Source organism: Peribacillus sp. NPDC046944, from assembly GCF_050272735.1.
Lineage (GTDB): Bacteria > Bacillota > Bacilli > Bacillales > DSM-1321 > Peribacillus.
In genome coordinates this window covers 353073-379301 of sequence record NZ_JBNNML010000003.1, presented here as the reverse complement: position 1 = coordinate 379301, position 26229 = coordinate 353073, and the positions used below count along the sequence as shown (strand labels likewise).

Genomic DNA, 26229 nt, shown 5'->3' with positions numbered 1-26229 from the left:
GAAAGGAAAATAATTGGTCTATTTTTGCCTAGGGCTCGTATAAATAGGAGTACAAACTGTCCTAGGAGTGATTTTATGTCCAATAAATCAAAAGTAACAGCAGCAGTGACAATCCTGGCTTCTTCTCTTTTTCTTTCTGGCTGTGGCTTGTTCGGAGCGGGCGAGAAAACGGAAATCGATCCCCCTAAGGATGTGTCTTTAGTGGAGGATGAATCTTCATTGGAAGAGCCAAAAGGGGAGCAACAGCCTGTAGCTGAAGGAGAAGAGGCGTCGACTGAAAGTACAGTTAAGACCGAGCTTTATTTAATTGATAAAAGTGGATATGTAGTTCCGCAGACAATGGAGCTTCCTAAATCCGAAGCGGTCGCAAAACAGGCATTGGACTATTTGGTAAATAATGGACCTGTCACAGATAAGCTGCCAAATGGGTTCCGCGCAGTGATTCCGGCAGATACGTCGATTAGTGTAAACATAAAGGAAGGTGTGGCTGTTGCCGATTTTTCACCAGAGTTTAAAAACTATCAAAAAGAGGACGAACTCAAGATCCTGCAAGCCATCACCTGGACATTGACCCAATTTGATTCGGTCGATAAAATCCAATTGAGGATCAATGGAGAAGATATATCGGAAATGCCGGTAAATGGTACGCCAATCGATGATAATATCTCCCGTGCTTCAGGAATCAATGTCGATGCAAGTGATGTGGTCGATATCTCTAACTCGAAAGCTGTCACGGTCTATTACATCGGTGGGGACGAGGAGTATTCTTATTATGTACCAGTGACACGCAGGGTCAGTGAAACGGAGTCGGATAACGTGACAGCGGCCATTCAGGAATTAACGAAGGGGCCGGCAGGTTCTAACTTGCAAACAAGCTTCATGAGTGACGTAGCGTTGCTTGATCAGCCTAAGGTAGCGGATGGTAAGGTTGTACTGAACTTCAATGAAAATATACTTGGAAGCTTCAAGGAGAAAAAGGTTTCCCAGGATGTACTTGATGCCCTGGTTTTATCACTAACGGAGCAAAAAGGAATTGAAAGCGTGGAAGTTCATGTTAAGGGGAGTGCAGACCTTCTAAATGAAGAAGGTAAGCCATTATCGGAACCAGTAATCCGTCCTGAAAAGGTGAACACAGGTAGTTTTTAAAAGAAATGATTTGTTACTTATAAAAAATGGGGGCAGGCGTTCAGCTGCCTCTTATTCTATTTTTCAAAATAAAAAGGATTTACTTCTTAAAAGCAATCGCATACGTTTCCGAATTATTGAAGAAGCTGAATTTGTGATAAAATTAACTTATCAAATAAAGTTCATCTTCCTTGTGGTCATCAAGTCCTGACAGGAAGCGGAGAACGAAGTGAACCACGAGTGAGGAACATACTTAATATTTACATAAGGCAAGCACCCCAATTTGCTTGTTTAAACGATGGATAAGTCCATATCGTATTCAGAAGTCAAAGGGGCATGAGGAAACTCAGTGAAGATAAAACGAAAAGGATGAGATGAATTGATGAAAACAGTGATTATTGCGACGAAGAATAAAGGAAAGGCAAACGAATTCAAGAATATGTTTGCCGCAAAAGGGTATGAAGTCAAGACTCTCCTCGACCTGCCGGATGCACCGGATGTCGAGGAAACTGGAACGACGTTCGAAGAGAATGCAATTCTTAAAGCGGAAGCGATTGCCCATAAAGTAGGCCACTTTGTCCTTGCAGACGACTCGGGGTTAATCGTGGATGCGTTAGACGGCCGACCTGGCGTATATTCTGCCCGTTATGCCGGTGAAGATAAGGTTGATGAAGCGAACACGGAAAAAGTATTGAGGGAACTAGACGGTGTACCAGAGGAGGAAAGAACGGCTAGGTTCTATTGCGCATTGGCATTGGCCTCTCCCAATCAAGAAACGATAACGGTTTCAGGTACGATGGAAGGTTTCATTACGAAGCAACCGATAGGAACCAATGGATTTGGCTATGACCCAATCTTTTTTGTGAAAGAACAGGGCAAAACTAATGCTGAATTGACAAAAGAAGAAAAAAATAATATCAGTCACCGTGCAAACGCATTGAAAGCGTTGGATGAGAAATTGGAAGAATTCCTTAAACGGGAAGAAGGAATGTGATCATGAAGGTCCTGATAATGAGTGATAGCCACGGGCTTACTCATGAAATAAGCATGATCACCGCTCGTCATAAACAAGAAGTCACAGCGATGATACATTGTGGAGATTCGGAACTTGAAAGCAAGGATCCACTTTTGGGAGGGTATTTAGCGGTACGTGGGAACTGTGACCATGATCATGCCTTTCCTAACGAGCTCATTCAAGACATTGCTGGCAAACGCTTCTTCATTACCCATGGACATCTGTATAATATTAAGATGACACTGATGAACTTATCATATAAAAGTGAAGAATCCGGTGCTGATATCGTTTGTTTTGGGCATTCTCACGCAGCGGGATCTGAACGTATCGATGGAAGGTTATTCATCAATCCTGGCAGTATTCGCCAGCCTCGGGGGCGAAAAGAAAAAACGTATGTAATTTTGTCTATTGAAGAAAACGTACTTGAAATCACGTATTACGATCTTGAAGGAAACACGGTCGAGGAACTAAATAAAGCTTATAAAACCAACTGACTTAAGGTATAATGAACAGGAAGCATTCTGTGCTTCCTGTCTGCAAAAAAAATTATTAAAACCATTGACTTTCTTTTAATATGCTAATATAATAAGAATTGTCCTAAGGGATCTTAAGTAAGGTTAATACATAAGTGTTACCGCAACTTATATCATAAAATGTCTCAGTAGCTCAGCTGGATAGAGCAACGCCCTTCTAAGGCGTCGGTCGGGAGTTCGAATCTCTCCTGGGACACTACCAAACAGTCAAATCCTTTTAGGGTTTGGCTGTTTTTTTATGGAATATAAATCTTCTGGTGAAAATAAAAAAATGTTGACTTTTCTATTATATTTCACTATAATAAGAGTTGTCTTAAATGACCAAAATTTTTCATACATAGTGTTACACAATGTCTCAGTAGCTCAGCTGGATAGAGCAACGCCCTTCTAAGGCGTCGGTCGGGAGTTCGAATCTCTCCTGGGACACTATCAAAAACAGCCAAGGCCTTTTATAGGGTTTGGCTGTTTTTTCGTTATATAAAGGTTTGTCATGGCATTTTATAATGATATGTTTGTTTCCCCTATCATTATTCCCATAGGATTCAAGAGGGGAACATTTCACTAGAGGATATGGATGAAGAATACTGTTGATCATGGAGACAATGATTTGAGGCCATAGATCTATTGCCTTTTAGTTTCTTTTCTAACTTGTTTATATTTCTATTTTTAGAGAAGGTGGATTCTCTTTTATGTCGAACTGTATAAGAATAAGGGAGATGTTTAGATGAATAAAGATAGCTTATTTAAATTCATTCAAACTTCCACGCGAGGGAATTTCTTTTCAGTAGAGATAGCCCAAGATGGAACCAAGGTAGTTCAAATGGCCAAGGAGTTAGAACAAGAAGGCAGAATCAAACTAAGAGAGTGTAAATCGCAAAATCAAGGCGTTTACCTTGAAGGCATCCTTAAATTCATTCCTAGTTAATACCTCGGTTCAGTTAGGAAGAGGAAAAAAGCATCCAACGGGTTGGATGCTTTTTTGTGTGTGATTCATTCAATTCTTATTTAACGTTTCACGGTTTTTATTGATGATTTCACGGTTTTTGATTATGGCAGTATTTATTTCTTCAAGCGGTGTTCGGATGACATCTTGTTCATTTTCAAATGGTGTGAGATTAGATTGATCTTTCAATAATATATCAATGGTATCGCGTAACTGAAGCATTGATATATTGAATTTTTCCGAAACGCCTTGTAGGGCTTTATGTATTTCAGGGTTCTGGATAGAAGAAACAACCTTTCCGGAATCAGAGTTCAATAATATATCCTCCTCTAAAGCTTGATGTGAATATACATAGCTTATTATTGAGATATGGTAATTATACATGGAAGACATGTTTTTTTCATGGGGAATTAAACTCAATTTGGATTTCATGCAGAATAAAATATTATAGGAGCATATTATTAGACCAGCCTATAATTTCATCAAAAGGGTGTGAAAGTGATGAGATTCTTTCTTGAGTGAGTAACGGGAAGGCGTCGTTATATGGATCTGATTTCGATAATGGTAAATAAAGTAAAGTGAAAGTATAATGAAAAAGTGAGTTTGAGTTTTGATGAAGGAGGCGTAGCGATGGAAAAGGATGAAAGCTATTTGAAAGCAAAAAAAAGGGTGGAGAAATTAAAGGGTTTTTATATCCATTTAATCGTTTACATCTTGGTGAATCTTTTGCTTATAATGATAAACTTATTGACCGATGCTAGTTATTTGTGGTTTCTCTATCCCCTTGGCGGCTGGGGAATCGGAATCCTTATACAGGGTTTAACAACGTTTGCGAGCGGGAACTTCGGGTCGCAATGGGAAGAAAGAAAAATTAAAGAATATATGAAAAAAGATAATAATGACCTTTAATAAATACTTGTAACTAAGGAGGCTAGGATTGGCTTCTTTATTTAATTAGGCTCGATAATGAAGGCTGAAACTTTGACTTTATCAAGATTTTGGACCATTTGTCTTTTGAATATAGTAAAATGGAGGCTAAGAGCTTAATAAATAATCATTTTATAGGAGTTGCTCATGAAACAGTTTGGTTGGTTTGTAACGGGAATCGGGGTTTTGATCGCATTGTTTGCCCTTCTTTATCCCTTGAATGTTATCAGTAAAACAGTTTGCATATATTTACTGCTCGGAGGATCGGGTCTTATGTTCGTTGGATCTATGTTTAGGGCCTTTTCCCTTCTTAAGAGAAGCGAATAATGACCGGTTTGGTTGATATATTAGGATGTCTCTATGTACAATTGGGGAGTCTCCTAAATATCAGCCTTTTTTAGGGGAGATTTTTAAATAAGGTGATGAAAAATGGACAAGAACCAATTGAAATATGCACAGCAGCATTTGGCCAATGAACGAACTTTTTTGGCGTGGATCCGAACTGTGATTGCAATTGTGGGGGTGGGTTTTCTAACAACAAGTTTGCATTTTACGATAGGTGTGTACCGAGATGCCCGAATCGATTTGATCAGTATCGTGCTTGGGATATTCACCTGCTTTTTAGGTCTAGTGATCACCATATTGGCAACAGTTAGTTATCTTCAGAAGAAGAAGCAAATTAATGAGGAGACCTTCAAGCCTTCCTCGGCCCAAGTCATTCTCATTGCAGTCTTTATGCTCATCTTACTATTGATGGTCATTTTATATTTTCTTTTTATCAAACTATAACCATTTGTCCCTATTTGTTAGGGCTTTTTTTTTATGGGGTGTTGCTGGTTATTTTCTTTACGTGATAACGGAAGTTGGCTAAATAAAAGAAATAAGAAAACTTTTTTCTGTTTACAATCCTCTAGTATAGGTTAGAAGTAAGGGGAGGGCTCACTCAGATTTATAAAGTCTATGTGAATTCCAATTATTTGTTTAGTAACCAGATTATGATATATGATAAGGGATATAAAAGGAGGTCATCAAGATGGTAGATATCCAAAAAGGTGAAGGGTCATTTTTTGTCAAGGACTCTGGTGAAAAGCTGGCTGAAATTACGTTCTTTAAATCAGGTGATCACGAAATCACGGTGGATCATACGGTTGTATCCGACAAACTACGCGGACAGAAGGTTGGGAATGCGCTTGTTGAAAAAGTGATTGAACTAGCGCGTAATGAGAATCTTAAAATCGTTCCGGAATGTACGTTCGTTCAAAAGCAATTTGAAAAAAATGCAGCATATGAAGATGTATTGGCTAAGTAACAATATAGGGCTGGACTCTAGGAAAAGGAATGGATTACCATTCCTTTTCCTGTGTATTCAGCTTTTTCCCTTTGTTTTTTATAAAGTGTCTGGGGGAGGGTACCAAGGGGACACCGCTTCTTGTAATTACCAATAAAATGCAGAAACAGCCTTTCAAAATAAACATCGGTTGCAGGCAAATTGGATGTTGGGTAAGAATATGGAATGCAATATGCTTTAGTTTGTATCTTTTTTCATTATTTTTAAACTAAAAAAATATATTTTTTTTAATGTGAAAATAGGATAATAGTAGGGATGAAAGCGCATACAATAAAACTTATAATTTAGAATTATCTAAAAATTCATTAAATGCCTGTTGACTACACTACAAAATGCGAGTAAGATAATCTCAAATACAAGACATCAAACATTAGCGTTTCAAAAAAAATATGAATAATGAGAAAACATTGAAAAGGATAAGTAGTCTTTTTTCAAGACATTCACAGAGAGCCGGGTTGCTGAGAACCGGTATTGTCCCAAAAGATGAACTCACCTTGGAGTTTCAGCTTGAACGTTATACTAGTAGGGCTGAACGGGTGCGTACCAGTACCCGTTACCAAAACAGAGAATAGTTGTATACTATTCAAAGTGCGCATGGAAGTTCATGCGAAAAAGGGTGGTACCGTGGAGCGGCTGATTAAGTCTTTTCACCCCTTTAACTTGCTAAGTGCAAGTACATTTGGGGTGAGAAGGCTTTTTTGTATGCCTAAAAATCCGAATATTATGAATTTAATCGAGTGAGAAAGCGGAGGAGGTCTTTACGAATGACACAAAAAGCAGTAGTGGCTGATCGAAAAAGTGGAAAGACACATTATAGTGGTGCCGAATTTTTGATGGAAGCATTGAAAAAGGAGAATGTTGAAGTCATCTTTGGGTACCCTGGTGGTTCTGTATTGCCGATATATGACAAGCTTTATAGTTCAAAGCTTTTTCATATCTTGACACGACATGAGCAGGGTGCAATCCACGCAGCAGAAGGGTACGCCAGGATTACTGGCAAACCGGGAGTGGTCATCGTCACGTCCGGTCCTGGAGCAACGAACATTGTAACCGGCCTAGCGGACGCAATGATTGATTCTCTTCCACTTGTTGTTATTTCGGGTCAGGTAGCTACTAGCGTAATTGGTTCGGATGCCTTTCAGGAGGCAGATGTACTCGGGATTACAACCCCAATTACAAAACATAACTATCAAGTGAGAAAGCCGGAAGACCTCCCACGTATCATCAAAGAAGCATTTTATATCGCTTCGAGCGGACGACCGGGACCGGTTTTAATAGATATTCCTAAAGACATGGCAATCTTGGAAGGGGTAGCGACGGAAGAGGATCCAGTGATGGACCTGCCAGGCTATCAGCCAACAACAAAGCCGAATTACTTGCAAATCAGAAAGCTTGTTGAAGCGGTAAGTGGTGCGAAAAGGCCCGTCATCCTTGCTGGAGCAGGTGTCCTTCATGCGAAGGCATCTCATCTTTTGAAGGAATATGCCGAACAACAAGGCATACCAGTAGTTCACACCCTCCTTGGCCTTGGCGGTTTTCCAGCCGAACATCCGCAATTTATTGGAATGGGTGGCATGCATGGTAGTTTTGCGGCAAACATGGCGTTATCGAAATGTGATCTGTTGATTAATGTGGGGGCAAGGTTCGATGATCGCTTGACCGGAAACTTAGCCAAATTTGCTCAATATGCAACTGTTGCCCATATCGATATTGATCCAGCGGAAATTGGAAAGAATGTACCAACCAAGATTCCAGTAGTCGGCAGCGCAAAAGAAGCTTTAACGGAGTTAATTGCCCAAAGTGGGAAAAGGCCTGACATTACGGAATGGACTGAACAGTTGAATGAGTGGAATGCAGAATTCCCATTACGTTATACCCAAGAAGAAGGGGTGCTGAAACCTCAACGTGTCATTCAAATGCTCCATGAAAAAACGAAGGGGGAAGCCATTGTCACGACGGATGTTGGTCAGCATCAAATGTGGGCGGCCCAGTACTATCCATTTAACAAGCCTAATTCATGGGTCACATCCGGAGGCTTGGGTACGATGGGCTTTGGCTTACCGTCCGCACTTGGGGCACAAATGGCCAATCCAAAAGCGACAGTTCTTTCGATATCCGGCGATGGTGGTTTCCAGATGTGCCTTCAAGAACTGTCGGTCATTGCGGAAATGAATCTGCCGATTAAGATCATCATCATTAATAACGGTGCGCTTGGAATGGTAAGGCAATGGCAGGAACTCTTCCATGATCATCGCTTTTCACACAGTGTTTTCCAGTCTCAACCCAATTTCGTTAAATTGGCTGAAGCATATGGAATTCCAGGGTTTAAAGCGACTACCGAGGAAGAAGCCAATGCATGCCTCGATGAAGCATTCACAATAGATGGACCGGTTTTGATCGATTTCCGTGTCAAACAAATGGAAAATGTCTTTCCGATGGTAGCATCAGGAAAAGGGCTGGATGAAATGGAAGGAGTTTAAGCAATGAGGGGAATTCTTAGCCTTACCGTGAACAATAGACCAGGCGTCCTTAACCGGATTACGAACCTGTTCACGAAAAGGAATTATAACATTGAAAGCATGACAGTCGGGCAATCCGAGCAGGAGGGCATTTCAAGGATGACCTTCGTGGTCGATGTTGATGACGAAACGGTCATTGAGCAAATCACAAAGCAATTAAATAAGCAGATAGAAGTGCTTAAAGTGATTGATATCACGAATCAATCGATTGTAGCCAGGGAACTGGCGCTCATCAAGATATTGGTGACAAGCCAGACCCGACCTGAAATCTATTCGGTAATTGAGCCTTTCCGGGCCTCTGTTATAGATGTAAGTAAAGATAGCCTGACGGTTCAAATCACTGGGGAATCAGACAAAATCGAAGCCTTCATTGAACTGATCAAACCGTATGGCATCAAAGAGTTGGCAAGAACCGGGACGGCGGCCTTCCCTCGCGGAATGCAGTTGTCACATGCAAAAAGCGCAACAATCGTATAAAAACAACCAAAAAAAACTATGGATATGAAAAGGGAGATGTATTAATAATGGCAAAAGTATATTATAACGCAGAAGCAAACGAGAATTTTTTCAACAATAAAAAGGTAGCGGTAATCGGATACGGTTCACAAGGACACGCACATGCTCAAAACTTACGTGATAGCGGTGTGGATGTAATCATCGGAATCAGAAAAGGTAAATCATTCGATAAAGCTGTAGAAGATGGATTCAATGTATATACAGTTAAAGAAGCGGCAGAACAAGCAGATGTAATCATGAACCTTTTACCAGATGAAACGCAACCAAAAGTATACCAAGAAGAAATCAAACCTGTGTTGCATGCAGGTCAAGCATTAATGTTCGCACACGGATTCAACGTTCACTTTAACCAAATTGTCCCACCAGCCGACGTGGATGTATTATTAGTGGCTCCAAAAGGTCCAGGACATCTTGTTCGCCGTACATATGAACAAGGTGCAGGGGTACCGGCATTATTCGCAATCTACCAAGATGTGACGGGTGAAGCAAGAGAATTGGCACTTGCTTACGCTAGAGGAATCGGAGCACTAAGAGCGGGTGGACTGGAAACGACATTCCAAGAAGAAACAGAAACAGATCTTTTTGGAGAACAGGCAGTGCTTTGTGGCGGATTGACTTCCCTTGTAAAAGCTGGGTTTGAAACATTGACGGAAGCTGGATACCAACCGGAAGTTGCATACTTCGAGTGTTTACATGAATTGAAATTAATCATCGACCTTATGTATGAAGGCGGTATGGAAAATATGCGTTATTCCATCTCTGATACGGCTCAATGGGGAGATTTCGTTTCAGGACCACGCGTTGTGACAGAGACGACAAAAGAAGCGATGAAAGCCATTTTAAAAGACATCCAAGACGGGGAATTCGCAAAAGGATGGATCCTAGAAAACCAAGCGAATCGTCCAGTCTTCAATGCTATCAATAACCGTGAAAACAAACACCAAATCGAAGTGGTAGGTCGTGAATTAAGAAAAATGATGCCATTCGTCAAACCTCAACAAACAGAGAAAGAAGTGGTAGCCGTTGCGAAAAATTAATATTTTTGAAACAACACTTCGTGATGGGGAGCAATCGGCCGGTGTGAACTTGAATTTTACCGAAAAGCTGGAAATTGCTTATCAGCTTGAAAGGCTTGGTGTGGATATCATCGAAGCCGGTTTTCCGGCAGCATCCAAAGGGGACTTCAATTCCGTACAGGAAATCGCGCGCAAAATCAGAAACAGCTCTGTTACAGGGCTGGCGCGCGCTGTAAAGGGAGACATTGACGCTGCGTGGGACTCATTGAAAGTCGGAGCAGAACCAAGGTTGCATACATTCATCGCCACGTCTCCGATCCACCGTCAATACAAGTTGAAAATGTCAAAAGAACAAGTGATTGAAAAATCAGTTGCCATGGTCAAGTATGGGGCAGAGCGTTTCCCAATCGTACAATGGTCTGCCGAAGATGCCAGTCGAACTGAACTTGACTATCTGGCTGAAATAGTCGAAGCGGTCATTCAGGCGGGGGCGAAGGTTATCAACATTCCGGATACAGTGGGATATGCCGCCCCGATTGAATACGGAAACATCTTCCGTTACCTACGTGAAAATGTTCCTTCCATCGATAAGGTGAGCCTATCGGCTCACTGCCATGATGATCTTGGAATGGCAACAGCTAACTCATTGGCTGCCATTGAAGGTGGGGCTACCCAAGTCGAGGGAACGATAAATGGAATTGGCGAACGTGCCGGCAATGTGGCCCTTGAAGAAGTGGCGATGGCTCTTTATATCCGAAAAGATTTCTATCAGGCGGAGACGGGTCTTGTCTTGAATGAAATCAAAAGAGCTAGTGATCTGGTTAGTCGTTTAACGGGAATGCAGGTACCTGCAAATAAAGCCATTATCGGGGCCAATGCCTATGCGCATGAATCCGGGATTCACCAAGATGGCATGTTGAAAGAAAAAACGACGTATGAAATTATCTCACCGGAACTGGTCGGTGTGTCTGCCAATTCGCTTGTTCTAGGTAAGCATTCTGGACGGCATGCTTTCAAAGAGAGATTACAAGAATTGAATTTCTCTGTAACGGATGAAGAAATGAATTCTTTATTTGTCCAGTTCAAAGAATTGGCGGATAACAAGAAAACCATGACGGACGAAGATATCGTAGCTCTTGTCCTTGAAGAAAAAGCGACGGATATCAGTTTTTATGACCTGATTTCCTTCCAAATATCTCATGGTACCCATCAAGTTGCCACGGCAACGGTTACGTTGAAAAAAGGCGATAGTGAAGAAATACAGGAAGCGGCAACGGGTGCTGGTAGTGTTGAGGCCCTCTATAACACGCTTGAAAGATGTTTGGGTAGTCAAATCAACCTCCAGGATTACAGAATCCAATCTGTGGGAGCTGGGATGGATGCCTTAGCACAAGTTTTCGTAAAAATCGATTACAACGGTGTGGAAACGAGTGGACGTGGACTGGACCAGGACGTATTGGAAGCCTCGGCAAAAGCTTATTTAAACGCGGTGAACCGTGTAGTCATCATGAAGGAATTAGAAGAAAAAGCAGTCATGCAGTAGGAAGGGGAGATTTCGATGAAAAGGAATATTGCGGTGCTTCAAGGAGATGGCATCGGTAAAGAAGTGACTAGAGGCGCTGTAGAAATTCTTGAAGCCGTTGCTCAACGGTACGGGCATGATTTTGAATTTCAATATGGCGAAATTGGTGGTAGCGCTATCGATAACACGGGATCGCCACTACCGGACGGGACAGTAGAGATTTGCAAGAATAGCGACGCGGTATTATTAGGGGCGGTCGGGGGACCGAAGTGGGACACTCAACCTGCGCACCTAAGGCCAGAGCGTGGTTTATTGAAAATCCGCAAAGACCTGAATCTCTATGCTAACATCCGGCCAATTAGCTATTATTCCAGCTTGTCGGAGTCTTCACCTCTTAAAAAGGAATTCATTGAAGATGTCGATTTCGTTATTGTACGCGAGCTGACGGGTGGTCTTTATTTCGGGAAGCCGAGTGAGCGGGTGGAACGAGAGGGGAAGGATGCGGTCGTCGATACTCTTTTTTATCAGAAAGATGAAATGAAGCGCATCATTGAACTTGCATTTAAATTAGCCTCTGACCGCAAGAAAAAAGTGACATCGGTCGACAAAGCCAATGTCCTGGAATCCAGTCGGATGTGGCGTGAAACGGCTGAAGAAATCGCCAAAGATTATCCAGAAGTGGAACTTGAACACATGCTTGTTGATAATGCTGCGATGCAGCTCATAAAGAATCCGAAACAATTTGACGTTATCGTGACGGAAAATATGTTTGGTGACATTTTAAGCGATGAAGCATCCGTCTTGACTGGTTCACTTGGCATGTTGCCTTCCGCTTCGATCTCTACGGAAGGTCCCAATTTATATGAACCGATCCACGGATCTGCCCCTGATATTGCAGGGAAAAACCTAGCAAATCCTATTGGGACGATTTTATCGGCAGCATCGTTGTTACGCCTATCATTCGGATTGGAAAATGAGGCCGACGCGGTCGAGCAAGCGGTGGAAACGGTACTGAACTATGGATTAAGAACCGGTGATATTGCTAATGGTCAATCATCAATCACGACGACGACAGAAATGATTGCCCAAATAAAAGCAACTCTATTAGACCAGGAAGCCATCTCCAACATCATGGGAGCTTATGCATAACCTTCTTTCACGGCCTAAATCTAGGCCGTGTTTTTTAAAAAATATAAAATTGATCGAGGTGGATATAAGTGGGTAAATCTATAATTGAAAAAATATGGGATCGCCATATTATATATGAAGAGGAAAATAAACCGGATTTATTGTATATAGATCTTCAATATATTCATGAAGTAACATCCCCTCAAGCATTCGAAGGTTTGAGATTGAAAGGGCGTAAAGTAAGAAGGCCCGACCGGACTTTCGCAACAATGGACCATAATGTGCCTACTATAAATCGCCATTTCATTTCGGATGATATTGCAAGAAAACAGTTGGAGGCACTCGATAAAAACTGTAAGGAATTCGGTATCCGTCTTGCTGACCTAGACAGCCCAGAACAAGGAATCGTTCATGTCATCGGTCCGGAATTAGGTCTTACACAACCTGGTATGACGATTGTTTGCGGGGACAGCCATACATCTACGCATGGGGCGTTCGGATCGATTGCTTTCGGAATCGGAACAAGTGAAGTGGAGCATGTTTTGGCCACTCAATCCCTATGGCAGACTAAACCAAAAACGCTCAAGCTTGAGGTTAATGGGAAACTCGGTCATGGAGTCATGGCGAAAGATGTCATTTTATATGTTATATCCAAATTCGGTGTTGACTTTGGGACAGGACATATCATTGAATATTGTGGGGAAGTTTTCGATGCCATGTCAATGGAAGAAAGAATGACCGTATGTAATATGTCAATCGAAGGCGGTGCTCGTGCTGGGCTAGTGGCACCAGATGAAACAACCTTCTCCTATTTGAAAGGTCGGAAATATGTTTCAAAAGGTGAAGAGTTTGAGCGTTGCGTTCAGGACTGGAAGGCACTTGTTAGTGACGCAGATGCGGTTTATGACCGGGAAATCGTCCTTGATGGCAGTTTGATTTCGCCAATGGTCAGCTGGGGAACAAATCCGGGCATGGCTAGTGGAGTGGATGAACGGGTACCGACTTTTGCAGAGGATATCACTAATTCGAAGGAACTCGGCCGCGCGCTTGAATATATGGGACTTCAAGAAGGAATGGCGATTACGGATATTCCGGTTCAACATGTATTTATCGGTTCTTGTACCAATTCCAGAATTGAAGATTTACGTCAGGCTGCTGAAATGATTGAAGGAAGGACGGTTCATAAAGGTGTTCGAGCAATGGTGGTACCAGGCTCACAAAGTGTCAAGAAGCAAGCGGAAGATGAAGGATTGGATGGAATTTTTAAATCGTCAGGCTTTGAATGGCGGGAATCAGGTTGTAGCATGTGCTTGAGCATGAACCCGGATGCGGTGCCTCCTGGTGAACACTGTGCCTCCACGAGTAACAGGAATTTCGAGGGACGACAAGGGGCAGGGGCCAGGACCCATTTAGTAAGTCCAGCAATGGCAGCGGCTGCGGCCATATACGGGAAGTTCGTTGATATAAGAAACTTGAAAAAAGCTGAGAGAGTTCAGTAAATACAAATTAATAGGAGGTGCACAATGGAAATGGAACCCATTACTATATATAAAGGAAGAGCGGCGGCACTAAATCGGAAAAATGTGGATACCGATCAAATTATTCCAAAGCAATTTTTAAAACGGATTGAACGAAGCGGCTTTGGCGAATTCCTGTTCTATAACTGGCGCTTTGATGAAGAAGGAAATGAACGCCCTGATTTTGAATTGAATCAGCCTCAAAATCGTGATACCTCGATTTTGATTGCGGGTGAAAACTTTGGCTGCGGGTCATCAAGGGAGCATGCACCATGGTCGTTGAAAGATTATGGTTTCGATATTGTCATCGCACCATCTTATGCCGACATATTCAAAAGCAACTGCATGAAGAATGGAATGGTTCCCATCGCATTAAACCATGAGCAAGTCCAGTACCTGATGGAGAGGGCCGCTTCCCCTGATTATGAACTGACTGTCGATTTACCAAATCAAACGGTGAAAGATGACCAAGGGTTTGAAGCAAGCTTCGAGATTCATCCATATTGGAAGGAAATGCTCGTCAAAGGCTGGGACGAAATATCGATCACCCTTCAATATGATGAGAAAATAGCAGCTTATGAAAAGCAAAAAGATGCAGTTTCTAATGCGTAATGAATTCAAAAAAAGGCTTCCTATCCAATAAAATAGGAAGCTCTTTTTTGTGGAGTTTTAAATTACATATAAGTGGAATGGATACCTTGGAAGGTGACTGTTTTTTGAATTTCATTCTATTACATGCTAAACTATTTTCCAAAAGCGAACGGCGAGGTGAATATTGATGGTTGGGAAACATGGAAAGAGCACAGAGGATCCGAAGGTCGTCCCATTTCCTAATCTAGGGGAACGGTTAATCATAAAGGGCCTCGACGAGCTTGGAAAAAGAAACTTTAAAGACGCAGCCCGGCTCTTCAGTCAAGCACGGGAATTTGAGCCGGATAATGATGAAGTATGTATGGGCCTTGTCGTTTCCCTGGTTGAGCTCGAGTATTATGAAGAGTCCAAAGAATTGTGCCAAGAGATGCTTAATAAAGGAATCGGTGACTATTTCCAATTGATTAACATCTATTTAATGGTGCTACTCCAATTGAATGAACATCAGGAAATGATTACGACAATTGAACTTTTATTTGATGAAAACCAGATCCCCTTCGACAAAGAGGAGCATTTTGAAAAGATGCTTCACTTCAGCAAGCGGGCCCTTGAAGATAAAAAAGAGGAAACCGAAAGGGAATTACAGCTGCGGGAAGAAGAATTACAGAAGGAAGAGTTATTCGCAGGGAAATCGGATAAAGAAATGCTACTTGTGATTTCTAAACTTACGAATCTTAATATTCGACCTTTTGTCCCCCAAATCGAGCAGTTTCTTCAAGACCGTGATGGACACCCATTTTTTAAAACGATGCTATTAAACATCCTTATAGACCAGGAGTATAATGAAGAAGTAACCGTTTGGAAGTTCACGCAGTCCAAGATTGTCAATCCAAAAGAGCTGGTGACCTTGAAGGAAACAAGCTTCCATAAAACGATCATGAACCTGACAGAAGAGGAAATCAGTCATAAAAATCCGAGTTTATTTGAAATGGTGCACAGCCTAATTGAGCGGCATTCCTTTTTATTGTATCCATTGGAACCAGAATCAGATATGATACCGGCATGGGCGGCTGCCTATCATGCGTTAGCCGAAGAGTACATGACAGGGGAAGATAGGATCCAAGAAATAGCGAATAGTTATTCCGTTGATGGGGAAGCGGTTACGAATATTCTAGCCACTATAAAAGAAATCGAAGAAATTTCTTATCCCATTATTTAACCTATTGCTGTTGTAACGGTTTGAACCTGTGTTATAATGTAGTGGTTGTAATGTATAATCGTCTAATTTTGACGAATTCCCAATTTTTTTCTTGGGTATATTTGAAGGATGACTTGTTAACACTTGCAAAGCATATTCATCCAATGCTTATTATTGAAGTATATAGATCTTTTTGGAGGGAAACACATGTCTGTAAAATGGGAAAAACAAGAAGGTAATCAAGGCGTATTAACAATCGAAGTAGAAGCTGTAAAAGTAAACGAAGGTTTAGACGCAGCATTCAAAAAAGTAGTTAAACAAGTAAACGTACCTGGCTTCCGTAAAGGTAAAATGCCACGTCAAATGTTCGAAAAGAAATTCGGCGTAGAATCATTATATCAAGATGCTCTTGATTTCATCCTTCCTGATGCATATGCAAATGCTGTCGAAGAAGCTGGAATTCAGCCTGTAGATCGTCCAGAAATCGACATCGAGAAAATGGAAAAAGGCGAAAACCTAATCTTCACGGCTACTGTAACAGTTAAGCCTGAAGTTAAATTAGGAGATTACAAAGGTGTTGAAGTGGAAAAATTCAATACTGAAGTAACTGACGAAGACGTTGATAACGAATTGAAATCAATGCAAGAACGTCAAGCTGAACTTGTCGTTAAAGAAGAAGGACAAGCTGCAGAAGGCGATACAGTCGTTCTTGATTTTGAAGGATTCGTTGATGGAGAAGCATTCGAAGGCGGAGCTTCAGAAAACCATTCACTAGAAATCGGTTCTAACTCATTCATCCCTGGTTTCGAAGAGCAACTTATTGGTCTTGAAACTGGCGCTGAAAAAGACATCGAAGTTACATTCCCTGAAGAATACCATGCTGCTGAACTTGCAGGTAAACCAGCTGTATTCAAAGTGAAGATTCACGAAATCAAAACAAAACAACTTCCTGAGTTGGATGATGAATTCGCGAAAGACGTTGACGAAGAAGTTGAAACGTTAGCTGAACTTAAAGAAAAAACAAAACATAAATTAGAGCATGACAAAAAACATGAAGAAGAAAACTTCGTACAAAACACTGTAATCGGTAAAGCTGTTGAAGGTGCAGAAATGGACATTCCTGAAGCTATGATTTCTAACGAAGTAGACCGCATGATGAATGAGTTCTCTCAACGCATTCAATCTCAAGGCCTAAACTTAGAACTTTACTACCAATTCTCAGGTCAAGACGAAGAAGCATTAAAAGCACAAATGAAAGAAGAAGCTGAAGGACAAGTTCGTACAAGCTTGACTCTTGAAGCTATCGCTGAAGCTGAAAAAATTGAAGCAACTGATGAAGACGTTGAAGCTGAACTTGCAGAAATGGCTACAATGTACAACATGGAAGTTGAAGCAATCAAACAAGCTCTTGGAAACTTAGAAAGCATCAAAGGCGATCTTAAAATTAAGAAAGCAATTGACTTCTTAGTGGAAAACAGCAAAACTGTTGAAGCAAAATAATTTATTTTAAGTAAGTGTTTACTAATATTTTCTTCAAAGAAACAAGGCGCGAGTAATCGTGCCTTGTTTTATACATATTAAGAATTTGTTGGTAATTTTAACTATCGGATAGTTTCTGATTGATTTTTTTTTCATTTCAGTGTAGATTAATTCTAATGCTGCATATACATATTTATACAGAAAAACCTTATTTTAAAAACCGCAAAGTTTGGACATACTGGTAAATGGAAACATACATATGAAATGAAAATTTGTACTTATTGGACAACTTGTGGGTGAGCGTTTTTGTTACAAAATTTCCAAGAACGTGATAGAATGCAAAACATACTAGGAATTTTGGAACGCTAAAGTATTTGTGTGTCTTTCCTATAGCGGATTTGACACCTTTACATCACTAGAGTTGGAAGAGTATTTAAAGGGGTGAACGTTCATGTTTAAATTTAATGATGAAAAAGGACAATTAAAATGTTCTTTTTGCGGAAAAACTCAAGAACAGGTCCGCAAACTGGTAGCTGGTCCAGGTGTATATATTTGTGACGAGTGTATCGAGCTTTGTACTGAAATCGTTGAAGAAGAGCTAGGTACTGATGAAGAAGTAGAATTTAGAGATGTACCTAAACCTAAGGAAATCCGTGCGATACTAGACGAATACGTAATTGGACAAGAACAGGCTAAAAAGTCTTTGGCCGTCGCTGTTTATAATCATTATAAACGCATCAATTCCAATAGCAAAGTTGATGACGTCGAGTTATCCAAGAGTAATATCGCTCTTATTGGACCGACAGGAAGCGGGAAAACGCTACTTGCCCAAACATTGGCGCGTCTATTGAATGTACCTTTTGCCATTGCTGACGCAACTTCATTAACGGAAGCTGGTTATGTTGGGGAAGATGTAGAGAACATCCTTCTTAAGCTGATTCAAGCGGCTGATTATGATGTGGAAAAAGCGGAAAAAGGCATCATTTATATCGATGAAATCGATAAAGTGGCCCGTAAATCCGAGAACCCATCGATTACACGCGATGTATCCGGTGAAGGTGTACAGCAGGCCTTATTGAAAATTCTTGAAGGTACCGTGGCAAGCGTTCCGCCACAAGGAGGACGTAAACATCCTCATCAAGAATTCATCCAAATCGATACGACTAATATCTTATTCATCTGTGGTGGTGCTTTTGACGGCATTGAACCAATCATCAAACGCCGTTTAGGCCAAAAAGTCATTGGCTTTGGTTCTGATGTTAAAAAAGATGATATCGCAGAAAAAGAATTGCTTTCTAAAGTTCTTCCAGAAGATTTACTGCGTTTCGGTCTAATTCCGGAATTCATCGGTCGTCTTCCTGTCATTGCTACACTAGAGCAATTGGACGAAGCCGCTTTGATTGAAATCCTTACAAAACCGAAAAATGCTCTTGTGAAGCAATATCAAAAATTGCTTGAGCTTGACGACGTGGAATTGGAATTCGAACAGGAAGCACTTAGTGAAATTGCTAAAAAGGCGATTGAACGTAAAACAGGTGCGCGTGGACTCCGTTCCATCATTGAAGGGATTATCCTTGAAGTGATGTTCGATCTTCCATCACGTGATGATGTTGCCAAATGTGTAATTACAGGAAGCACAATCGCGAAAAACGAAACACCAAAGCTTGTCCTGAAAGATGGTACAACCATTCAGGGACAAGGGAAGAAAACATCTGCTTAATCGATTAGTGAAAAAACTGCCAGTTCTTCTGGCAGTTTTTTTATGTTCTTTTTCATTACCTCAGTGCTTCTAAGTTTATATCTCAAAACACCAAAATTTACATCCCATATTTATTGGATTATTTCGCCCTCCCCTAGGAGATACTATCAGAAATGACAAGGCAGTAGCAGGAGGGAAAACGATGAACTGGACAGGAATAGCGTTATTTATTCAGCTGTTTTTTGGTATTGTGATTGGTTTGTATTTTTTGAATTTATTAAAAGGTCAACGGACACAAAAAGTTTCGATTAACCGTGATTCACGAAAGGAAATGGATCAGCTACAAAGGATGAGGTCCATCTCCCTAACAGAGCCATTGTCAGAAAAGGTGAGGCCGATTACATTTAAGGATATCATCGGTCAGGAGGACGGCATCAAATCTCTAAAAGCAGCTTTATGCGGTCCGAATCCCCAGCATGTGATCATTTATGGCCCTCCAGGAGTGGGGAAAACGGCAGCTGCAAGGATCGTTCTAGAAGAAGCCAAGAAAAATGGGAAGTCTCCTTTCAAGAAGTCGGCAGTCTTTATCGAACTGGATGCAACGACTGCTAGATTCGATGAACGGGGAATAGCCGATCCGTTAATAGGTTCAGTACACGACCCTATATATCAAGGCGCCGGGGCCATGGGCCAGGCGGGTATCCCGCAACCCAAACAAGGGGCTGTCAGTAATGCTCATGGCGGCGTACTGTTTATAGATGAAATTGGGGAACTCCATCCCATTCAAATGAACAAGTTGTTAAAGGTGCTGGAAGACCGGAAAGTGTTTCTCGAAAGTGCTTATTATCAAGAGGAAAATCAAAATATTCCGACCCATATCCATGATATATTTAAAAATGGACTTCCTGCCGACTTTCGCTTGATTGGGGCTACAACAAGAACGCCTAATGAAATTGCCCCAGCCATTCGTTCAAGGTGCATTGAAGTGTTTTTCCGTGAACTGGACCGTGAGGAAATCGTATCCGTTGCCAAAAATGCTTCCGATAAGGTAGGTATCACTATTAGTGAAAAGGGACTTCAGTCGATTTCGGATTACGCCCGAAATGGAAGGGAAGCTGTCAATATGATTCAAACATTGGCCGGTATCTCCATTAATGAAAATCGAAGCTACATCAGGGAAGAAGATATTGATTGGATGGCTCATAGCAGCCAACTTACACAGAGGATGGACCGGAAAATAGAGTCAAGTCCAAAAATAGGACTGGTTAATGGTCTTGCCGTTTATGGTCCTAACAGTGGAGCTTTGTTGGAAATCGAAGTGACTGTGATGGCTGCTAACGATGATAAAGGTTCAATCAATATTACAGGGATAGTCGAAGAAGAAAGCATTGGTGGTGGAAATGGGAAATCCATTCGTCGCAAGAGCATGGCCAAGGGGTCGATTGAAAATGTCATCACGGTCCTGCGTTCCATGGGCGTTCCAGCCGACCAATTCGATATCCATGTTAACTTCCCAGGCGGCAGCCCTGTGGACGGTCCATCAGCAGGTATAGCGATGGCAACGGGCATATACTCGGCCATCTATAAAATGCCTGTGGATCATACGGTAGCGATGACGGGAGAAATTAGTATTCATGGTGGCGTTAAACCAATCGGAGGCGTCATTCCGAAGATAAAGGCCGCAAAACTGGCTGGGGCAAAGACTGTCATTATTCCAGCTGAAAACATGCAACCGCTGCTGCTGGAAATAAAAGATATCGAGATTATTCCTGTTACGAATGTAAAAGAAGTATTGGATAGGGCGCTGAAGAAAGAGATAATATCCGATCAGATATTAGCCTCCTTGGACCCTTCGAAAAAAGAAAGCGTATAACAGGAGAACCCCGGTTTGAAAAAGACCGGGGCGTTTTCTGGCCGAAAAAAATAATCATGAATTCGGGCGTGCTTTTTCCTCAGAAATTGGAGATAATAAAAGCAATTATACCTGTTAAGGTAAACAAATAGACACTTCTATATAAATAGGATAGAATTGTTAAAAGGTTGATAACTTGGGTAATTAGTTTACAACGACGATACTAAATTTGGAGGTGTCAGGAAATGACTGATCAAGAAATCATCGTTCCCCTCCTGCCGCTAAGAGGACTGCTTGTATATCCAACAATGGTACTTCATTTAGATGTGGGCCGAGATAAATCGGTACAAGCCCTTGAGAAAGCAATGGTGGAAGACCATCTTATATTTTTGACGACACAGAAAGATGTGACGTTGGATGAACCTGGTGAAGAAGATTTATTTACCATGGGTACATTAACAAAAGTAAAACAGATGCTGAAACTTCCAAATGGTACCATCCGTGTTTTGGTGGAAGGTTTAAACCGGGCAGAGGTTAGTGAATTTTACGATTATGAGACACACTATGGTGCGAAGGTTAAAATATATGAAGACAGCGATGAAAAAGATGCAGAACATCAAGCATTAATGCGCACCTTGCTGGATTATTTTGAACAATACATAAAGATGTCCAAAAAAATAACCGGTGAAACGTTCTCTTCCACTTCAGATATTGAAGAACCGGGTAGATTGGCTGATATCATCGCCTCCCATTTGCCTCTTAAGTTGAAAGAGAAGCAAGAAGTGCTTGAGACCATTGATATGAAAGAGCGCTTAAGCCGGGTGATTGAAATCATCAATAACGAAAAGGAAGTCCTTTTCCTGGAGAAAAAGATCGGTCAGCGTGTCAAGCGATCCATGGAACGGACACAAAAAGAATATTATCTACGTGAACAAATGAAGGCCATCCAGAAGGAACTAGGGGATAAAGAAGGTAAGACAGGAGAAATCGCCGTTCTTACTGAAAAAATAGAAGAAGCCGATATGCCAGCGCATATTAAAGAAACGGCTTTAAAAGAACTCGACCGGTATGAAAAAGTACCATCCAGTTCAGCTGAAAGCTCCGTTATCCGCAATTACATCGAATGGTTAATATCGCTTCCATGGTCGAATGCCACGAAAGATGATCTTAATATTCATAAAGCGGAAAAAATCCTTAACCGTGACCATTATGGATTGGAAAAGGTCAAAGAACGGGTGCTTGAATACTTGGCTGTCCAGCAGCTGACTAATTCGTTAAAGGGACCGATTCTTTGTTTGGTAGGTCCTCCAGGCGTCGGAAAAACAAGCTTAGCTAAGTCGATTGCCTCATCATTGAACCGGAAGTTTGTTCGAATTTCCCTAGGTGGCGTGCGTGATGAATCGGAAATCCGGGGACACCGCCGCACATATGTAGGGGCCATGCCAGGTAGAATCATCCAAGGGATGAAAAAGGCGGGCACGATTAATCCGGTATTTTTACTGGATGAAGTGGATAAGATGTCCAATGACTTTAGGGGAGACCCATCGGCCGCGATGTTAGAAGTGCTTGACCCGGAACAAAACCATAACTTCAGTGACCATTATATTGAAGAGACGTATAATCTTTCTAAAGTTATGTTCGTTGCGACAGCCAATAATCTTTCAACAATTCCAGGACCGCTTCGTGATCGTATGGAAATCATTTCGATTGCAGGTTATACTGAAATAGAGAAGCTTCATATCGCCAAGGATCACCTACTGCCTAGACAGTTGGAGAATCATGGTCTATTGAAGACACAACTGCAAATCCGTGAAGAAGCCCTTACTAAGATCATTCGTTATTATACTCGGGAAGCCGGTGTCCGTAGTCTAGAACGGCAGCTTGCCAGTATTTGTAGGAAAACGGCGAAGATCATCGTTTCCGGTGAGAAAAAACGAGTCGTGATTTCTGATAAGAATGTCGAGGAGTTTTTAGGGAAAACGATGTTCCATTATGGACAAGCGGAGATAGAAAACCAAATAGGTGTCGCTAATGGATTGGCATACACTTCCGTTGGTGGGGATACGTTACAGATCGAGGTATCTCTATCACCAGGAAAAGGAAAGCTCATTTTGACTGGGAAACTTGGCGACGTCATGAAAGAATCAGCTCAGGCTGCTTTCAGTTATGTACGTTCGAAGACCGAGAAACTCCACATCGATACGAACTTCCATGAAAAGTACGATATCCATATCCATGTTCCAGAAGGAGCCGTTCCTAAGGATGGTCCATCTGCAGGCATCACGATTGCAACAGCGTTAATATCGGCTCTAACTAATAGGCCGATCAGAAAAGAGGTAGGCATGACAGGCGAAATTACATTACGCGGACGGGTTCTCCCAATTGGTGGCCTTAAGGAAAAATCCTTAGCAGCTCATAGGGCAGGACTTACGAAAATCATCATCCCGCAAGATAACGAAAAGGATATTGATGATATCCCGGAAAGTGTCCGTAAAGAATTAATATTTGTTCCAGTTTCACATGTTGATGAAGTCCTAGAACATGCATTGGTAGGTGTGGACGAATGAAAGTAACAAGTTCAGATATTGTCATCAGTGCCGTTAAGCCTGAACAATATCCTAACACCCCCATTCCGGAATTTGCCCTAGCCGGTCGTTCCAATGTCGGGAAATCAAGTTTCATCAATAAATTGATCAATCGAAAAAATTTAGCGCGGACTTCTTCCAAGCCAGGAAAGACGCAAACGCTGAATTTCTATATCATAAATGAAGCCATGCATTTTGTGGATGTACCTGGTTACGGGTATGCAAAGGTTTCTAAAAGCGAACGTGATGCGTGGGGAAGAATGATTGAAACATATTTTACTTCCCGTGAACAGCTTCGTGCAGCGATATTGGTCGTTGATTTACGCCATCCGCCGACTAAAGATGATATAGCCATGTATGAGTTCCTGAAGCATTATGATTTGCCAAGAATTGTGATAGCGACGAAAGCGGACAAAATCCCAAAAGGGAAATGGCAAAAACATCTTAAAATCACACGCCAAACGCTTAATCTGGAAAAAGAAGATGAATTGCTTCTTTTCTCAGGTGAAACCGGAGAAGGTAAAGAACAAGTCTGGGGCGTTTTGAAGAAATACATGTAAGAGCTAAAGGACATTCCCTAAGTGGAATGCCCTTCTCTTCTTAATGAAAAAAGGTCTCCCATCAGGGAGGCCTTTTTCATTTTCTTCGAAGTAAGATATACACACCAATTGCGATTAAAACAAATGGCCAAAATTTTTCTATATTATAGGTTCCTGTTTCCAGTATTCCGAAAGATGAGGTGATTTTGTCATAAAACAAAGTGAGGATCGCTATGAAGAATAAAATCATCCCGTGCATCATGCCTGTATTCGTTTTACGTGTCCTAAGAATAAAACCTAGAGAAATGATTAAAATAAAGATACCAAGGCTATCCGGCCAAATCTCGAGGTTATTGGCGATATGGAAATGGGCGCCGAATCCGAGCAGGATGACACCGGGAAGTATGGATTCATACTCACTCCCACTGTAGGCCTGGATTAAAAAGGCAATACCGACAATACATAATAGTGTAGGCCAGCTAAAGAAACCTGGGAAAATTTCAATTCGTGAATGTTCAAGAAAAAAATAAAGTCCGAAACCGATTAAAATGATTCCGGGAAAAATTCGTTGCTTTTTCATTTTATCCTCCTATCAATTCGATTACTTGAAGTTTATTGGTATTTTTGATATGGTTCTTTTGTACACAATGTCGAAATATGTATTTAATATAAAAATACGGCTCATGCATTCACTATATTAGTGGGTGAACAAGCTTTCTTATTATGGTAGCATACGTTCATAAACTGTTCATATATTTTTTTGTTTCAGTTTTAGTACATGGTATAATGAAGGTACATGAAAAATTTTGGGGGTGCAAAAGAAAAGATGCATATTCTAGCGGTTGGTATCAATTACAAAACTGCCCCTGTAGAAATTCGGGAAAAATTGTCGTTTAATGAAGCCGAACTTGCCGAGGCAATGAAAGCTCTTAAAAATAAAAAAAGTATTTTGGAGAATGTCATTATTTCCACATGCAATAGAACGGAAATATATGCGGTAGGTGATCAACTTCATACTAGCCGATATTATATTAAGGAATTCCTTTCTGAGTGGTTTCACATCGATAAAGAGGAGTTTTCTAAATATCTGTTTTTCTATGAAGGGGACGCTGCTGTTGAGCATTTATTTTCAGTTACATGTGGCCTGAACTCCATGATTCTTGGGGAAACGCAGATTTTGGGACAAGTTCGCTCGAGTTATATGCTGGGACAGAAGGAAGATACAATAGGAACGGTTTTTAATCATCTTTTCAAGCAAGCCCTTACACTGGCCAAAAAAGCCCATTCGGAAACGGAAATCAATACGAATGCGGTTTCCGTGAGCTATGCGGCCGTTGAATTGGCGAAGAAAATCTTTGGAAGCTTAAGTGGCAAGAATGTGCTGATTCTCGGAGCAGGTAAAATGGGTGAATTGGCGATTCAAAATCTTCACAGTAATGGTGCGGATAGCATTACTGTCATCAATCGTACTTATCAGAAGGCGGTTGATTTAGCTGAGAGATTTAATGGAGATGCAAAACAGCTTCAGGAACTGCAATGTGCATTGGTGGAAGCGGATATCTTAATCACGTCCACTGGATCGAAAGACCTTCTCGTCACAAAAGAAATGATGACATTTGTGAACAAGCTTCGCAAAGGCCGTCCTATCTTCATGGTGGATATCGCTGTTCCACGTGACTTGGATCCAACGTTGGCTGAACTGGAAAACGTATTCCTATACGACATCGATGACCTTGAAGGAATCGTACAAGCGAATATCGAAGAACGTAAGAAAGCTGCTGAAAAGATAGGCTTAATGATTGAATTCGAGATTGTTGAATTTAATCAGTGGATGAATTTGCTTGGTGTGGTTCCAGTCATTTCGTCCCTACGGGAAAAATCGTTATCGATTCAAAAGGAAACGATGGAGAGCATTGAAAGAAAGCTCCCACACTTGAGTGAACGTGATATAAAAGTATTGAACAAACATACGAAGAGCATCATTAATCAAATGCTGAGGGATCCGATTTTATATGCCAAAGAACTGGCAGAGGAACCAAATGCAAAAGAACAATTGAATAATTTTGTGAAAATCTTTCATTTAGAGGAATTGGTTGAAGAAAAGATGGTAGAGGACAATGAAACTGAAAAGGCACATGCGAAGTCTTCTCTACTAAATCCAGTTCCTGTCCATTAAT

General features: G+C 41.3%; 24 protein-coding genes, 2 tRNA genes and 1 other annotated feature. Of the genes, 24 read left to right on the top strand and 2 right to left on the bottom strand.

Going from position 1 to position 26229, the window contains the following annotated elements; all coding sequences use genetic code 11:
- Positions 1 to 75: 75 nt before the first annotated feature.
- From ACQKIC_RS07495 to ACQKIC_RS07470, 6 genes are all read left to right on the top strand, one after another.
- A complete protein-coding gene (locus ACQKIC_RS07495; protein ID WP_427590586.1) occupies positions 76 to 1146 on the top strand; it encodes a GerMN domain-containing protein in 1071 nt (356 codons plus the stop codon).
- A 361-nt stretch (positions 1147 to 1507) separates the two neighbouring features.
- Complete coding sequence (locus ACQKIC_RS07490; RefSeq protein ID WP_427590585.1) at positions 1508 to 2119, top strand: XTP/dITP diphosphatase; 612 nt, start codon at positions 1508 to 1510, stop codon at positions 2117 to 2119.
- A 2-nt stretch (positions 2120 to 2121) separates the two neighbouring features.
- On the top strand, positions 2122 to 2634 hold the full coding sequence (locus tag ACQKIC_RS07485) for a metallophosphoesterase family protein (RefSeq protein ID WP_427590584.1): 513 nt from the start codon (positions 2122 to 2124) through the stop codon (positions 2632 to 2634).
- Positions 2635 to 2795: 161 nt separating this feature from the next.
- Positions 2796 to 2869, top strand: a tRNA-Arg gene (locus ACQKIC_RS07480).
- Between the two features lie 156 nt (positions 2870 to 3025).
- Positions 3026 to 3099, top strand: a tRNA-Arg gene (locus tag ACQKIC_RS07475).
- A gap of 298 nt (positions 3100 to 3397) precedes the next feature.
- Complete coding sequence (locus ACQKIC_RS07470; protein ID WP_402874587.1) at positions 3398 to 3598, top strand: hypothetical protein; 201 nt, start codon at positions 3398 to 3400, stop codon at positions 3596 to 3598.
- A 69-nt stretch (positions 3599 to 3667) separates the two neighbouring features.
- Here the strand turns inward: ACQKIC_RS07470 and ACQKIC_RS07465 are convergent, their stop codons facing one another.
- Positions 3668 to 3931 (bottom strand): hypothetical protein, encoded by a 264-nt coding sequence (locus ACQKIC_RS07465; protein ID WP_402874590.1) that lies wholly within the window; start codon positions 3929 to 3931, stop codon positions 3668 to 3670.
- A 315-nt stretch (positions 3932 to 4246) separates the two neighbouring features.
- On the opposite strand from ACQKIC_RS07465, the gene ACQKIC_RS07460 reads away from it, so the two are divergent.
- The 17 genes from ACQKIC_RS07460 to yihA all read left to right on the top strand — a co-directional run bounded on the left by ACQKIC_RS07460 (position 4247) and on the right by yihA (position 24073).
- Positions 4247 to 4525, top strand: a complete 279-nt coding sequence (locus tag ACQKIC_RS07460) for a 2TM domain-containing protein (protein WP_427590583.1) — start codon at positions 4247 to 4249, stop codon at positions 4523 to 4525.
- Positions 4526 to 4690: 165 nt separating this feature from the next.
- Positions 4691 to 4870: a hypothetical protein gene (locus tag ACQKIC_RS07455; RefSeq protein WP_402874596.1), complete on the top strand. Its 180-nt coding sequence runs from the start codon at positions 4691 to 4693 to the stop codon at positions 4868 to 4870.
- Between the two features lie 102 nt (positions 4871 to 4972).
- Positions 4973 to 5332 carry a YidH family protein gene (locus ACQKIC_RS07450; protein ID WP_427590582.1) on the top strand — a complete coding sequence of 120 codons (360 nt, stop codon included), beginning with the start codon at positions 4973 to 4975 and terminating at the stop codon, positions 5330 to 5332.
- Between the two features lie 244 nt (positions 5333 to 5576).
- A complete protein-coding gene (locus ACQKIC_RS07445) occupies positions 5577 to 5852 on the top strand; it encodes a GNAT family N-acetyltransferase (protein WP_427590581.1) in 276 nt (91 codons plus the stop codon).
- A gap of 437 nt (positions 5853 to 6289) precedes the next feature.
- Positions 6290 to 6549, top strand: a binding site (T-box leader).
- A 106-nt stretch (positions 6550 to 6655) separates the two neighbouring features.
- Positions 6656 to 8371, top strand: a complete 1716-nt coding sequence (gene ilvB, locus ACQKIC_RS07440; protein ID WP_427590580.1) for an acetolactate synthase large subunit — start codon at positions 6656 to 6658, stop codon at positions 8369 to 8371.
- A 3-nt stretch (positions 8372 to 8374) separates the two neighbouring features.
- Complete coding sequence (gene ilvN / locus ACQKIC_RS07435; RefSeq protein ID WP_402874607.1) at positions 8375 to 8887, top strand: acetolactate synthase small subunit; 513 nt, start codon at positions 8375 to 8377, stop codon at positions 8885 to 8887.
- Between the two features lie 47 nt (positions 8888 to 8934).
- Positions 8935 to 9963 (top strand): ketol-acid reductoisomerase, encoded by a 1029-nt coding sequence (gene ilvC / locus ACQKIC_RS07430; protein WP_402874610.1) that lies wholly within the window; start codon positions 8935 to 8937, stop codon positions 9961 to 9963.
- Positions 9950 to 11485 carry a 2-isopropylmalate synthase gene (locus tag ACQKIC_RS07425; protein ID WP_402986505.1) on the top strand — a complete coding sequence of 512 codons (1536 nt, stop codon included), beginning with the start codon at positions 9950 to 9952 and terminating at the stop codon, positions 11483 to 11485. Before ilvC ends, ACQKIC_RS07425 begins: the two co-directional genes overlap by 14 nt.
- Positions 11486 to 11500: 15 nt before the next feature.
- Positions 11501 to 12613, top strand: a complete 1113-nt coding sequence (gene leuB, locus ACQKIC_RS07420; protein WP_402874616.1) for a 3-isopropylmalate dehydrogenase — start codon at positions 11501 to 11503, stop codon at positions 12611 to 12613.
- Between the two features lie 68 nt (positions 12614 to 12681).
- Complete coding sequence (gene leuC, locus ACQKIC_RS07415; protein ID WP_427590579.1) at positions 12682 to 14091, top strand: 3-isopropylmalate dehydratase large subunit; 1410 nt, start codon at positions 12682 to 12684, stop codon at positions 14089 to 14091.
- Between the two features lie 30 nt (positions 14092 to 14121).
- Positions 14122 to 14721, top strand: coding sequence for a 3-isopropylmalate dehydratase small subunit (leuD, locus tag ACQKIC_RS07410; protein ID WP_427590975.1), 600 nt, complete (start codon positions 14122 to 14124; stop codon positions 14719 to 14721).
- 166 nt (positions 14722 to 14887) lie between these two features.
- Positions 14888 to 15919, top strand: coding sequence for a tetratricopeptide repeat protein (locus ACQKIC_RS07405; protein WP_427590578.1), 1032 nt, complete (start codon positions 14888 to 14890; stop codon positions 15917 to 15919).
- 186 nt (positions 15920 to 16105) lie between these two features.
- The gene (tig, locus tag ACQKIC_RS07400) at positions 16106 to 17398 is read left to right on the top strand and encodes a trigger factor (RefSeq protein ID WP_402874625.1); all 1293 of its coding nucleotides are present in this window, start codon (positions 16106 to 16108) and stop codon (positions 17396 to 17398) included.
- Positions 17399 to 17828: 430 nt separating this feature from the next.
- Positions 17829 to 19097, top strand: a complete 1269-nt coding sequence (gene clpX / locus ACQKIC_RS07395; RefSeq protein ID WP_402874628.1) for an ATP-dependent protease ATP-binding subunit ClpX — start codon at positions 17829 to 17831, stop codon at positions 19095 to 19097.
- A gap of 181 nt (positions 19098 to 19278) precedes the next feature.
- On the top strand, positions 19279 to 20949 hold the full coding sequence (lonB, locus tag ACQKIC_RS07390) for an ATP-dependent protease LonB (protein ID WP_402874629.1): 1671 nt from the start codon (positions 19279 to 19281) through the stop codon (positions 20947 to 20949).
- Between the two features lie 224 nt (positions 20950 to 21173).
- Complete coding sequence (lon, locus tag ACQKIC_RS07385) at positions 21174 to 23495, top strand: endopeptidase La (RefSeq protein WP_402986497.1); 2322 nt, start codon at positions 21174 to 21176, stop codon at positions 23493 to 23495.
- On the top strand, positions 23492 to 24073 hold the full coding sequence (yihA, locus tag ACQKIC_RS07380; protein ID WP_402874633.1) for a ribosome biogenesis GTP-binding protein YihA/YsxC: 582 nt from the start codon (positions 23492 to 23494) through the stop codon (positions 24071 to 24073). Before lon ends, yihA begins: the two co-directional genes overlap by 4 nt.
- A 76-nt stretch (positions 24074 to 24149) precedes the next feature.
- On the opposite strand, the gene ACQKIC_RS07375 is transcribed toward yihA, so the two are convergent.
- Positions 24150 to 24632, bottom strand: a complete 483-nt coding sequence (locus ACQKIC_RS07375) for a LiaI-LiaF-like domain-containing protein (RefSeq protein ID WP_402875857.1) — start codon at positions 24630 to 24632, stop codon at positions 24150 to 24152.
- Positions 24633 to 24878: 246 nt separating this feature from the next.
- On the opposite strand from ACQKIC_RS07375, the gene hemA reads away from it, so the two are divergent.
- A complete protein-coding gene (hemA, locus tag ACQKIC_RS07370) occupies positions 24879 to 26228 on the top strand; it encodes a glutamyl-tRNA reductase (protein WP_427590973.1) in 1350 nt (449 codons plus the stop codon).
- Position 26229: the final 1 nt, after the last annotated feature.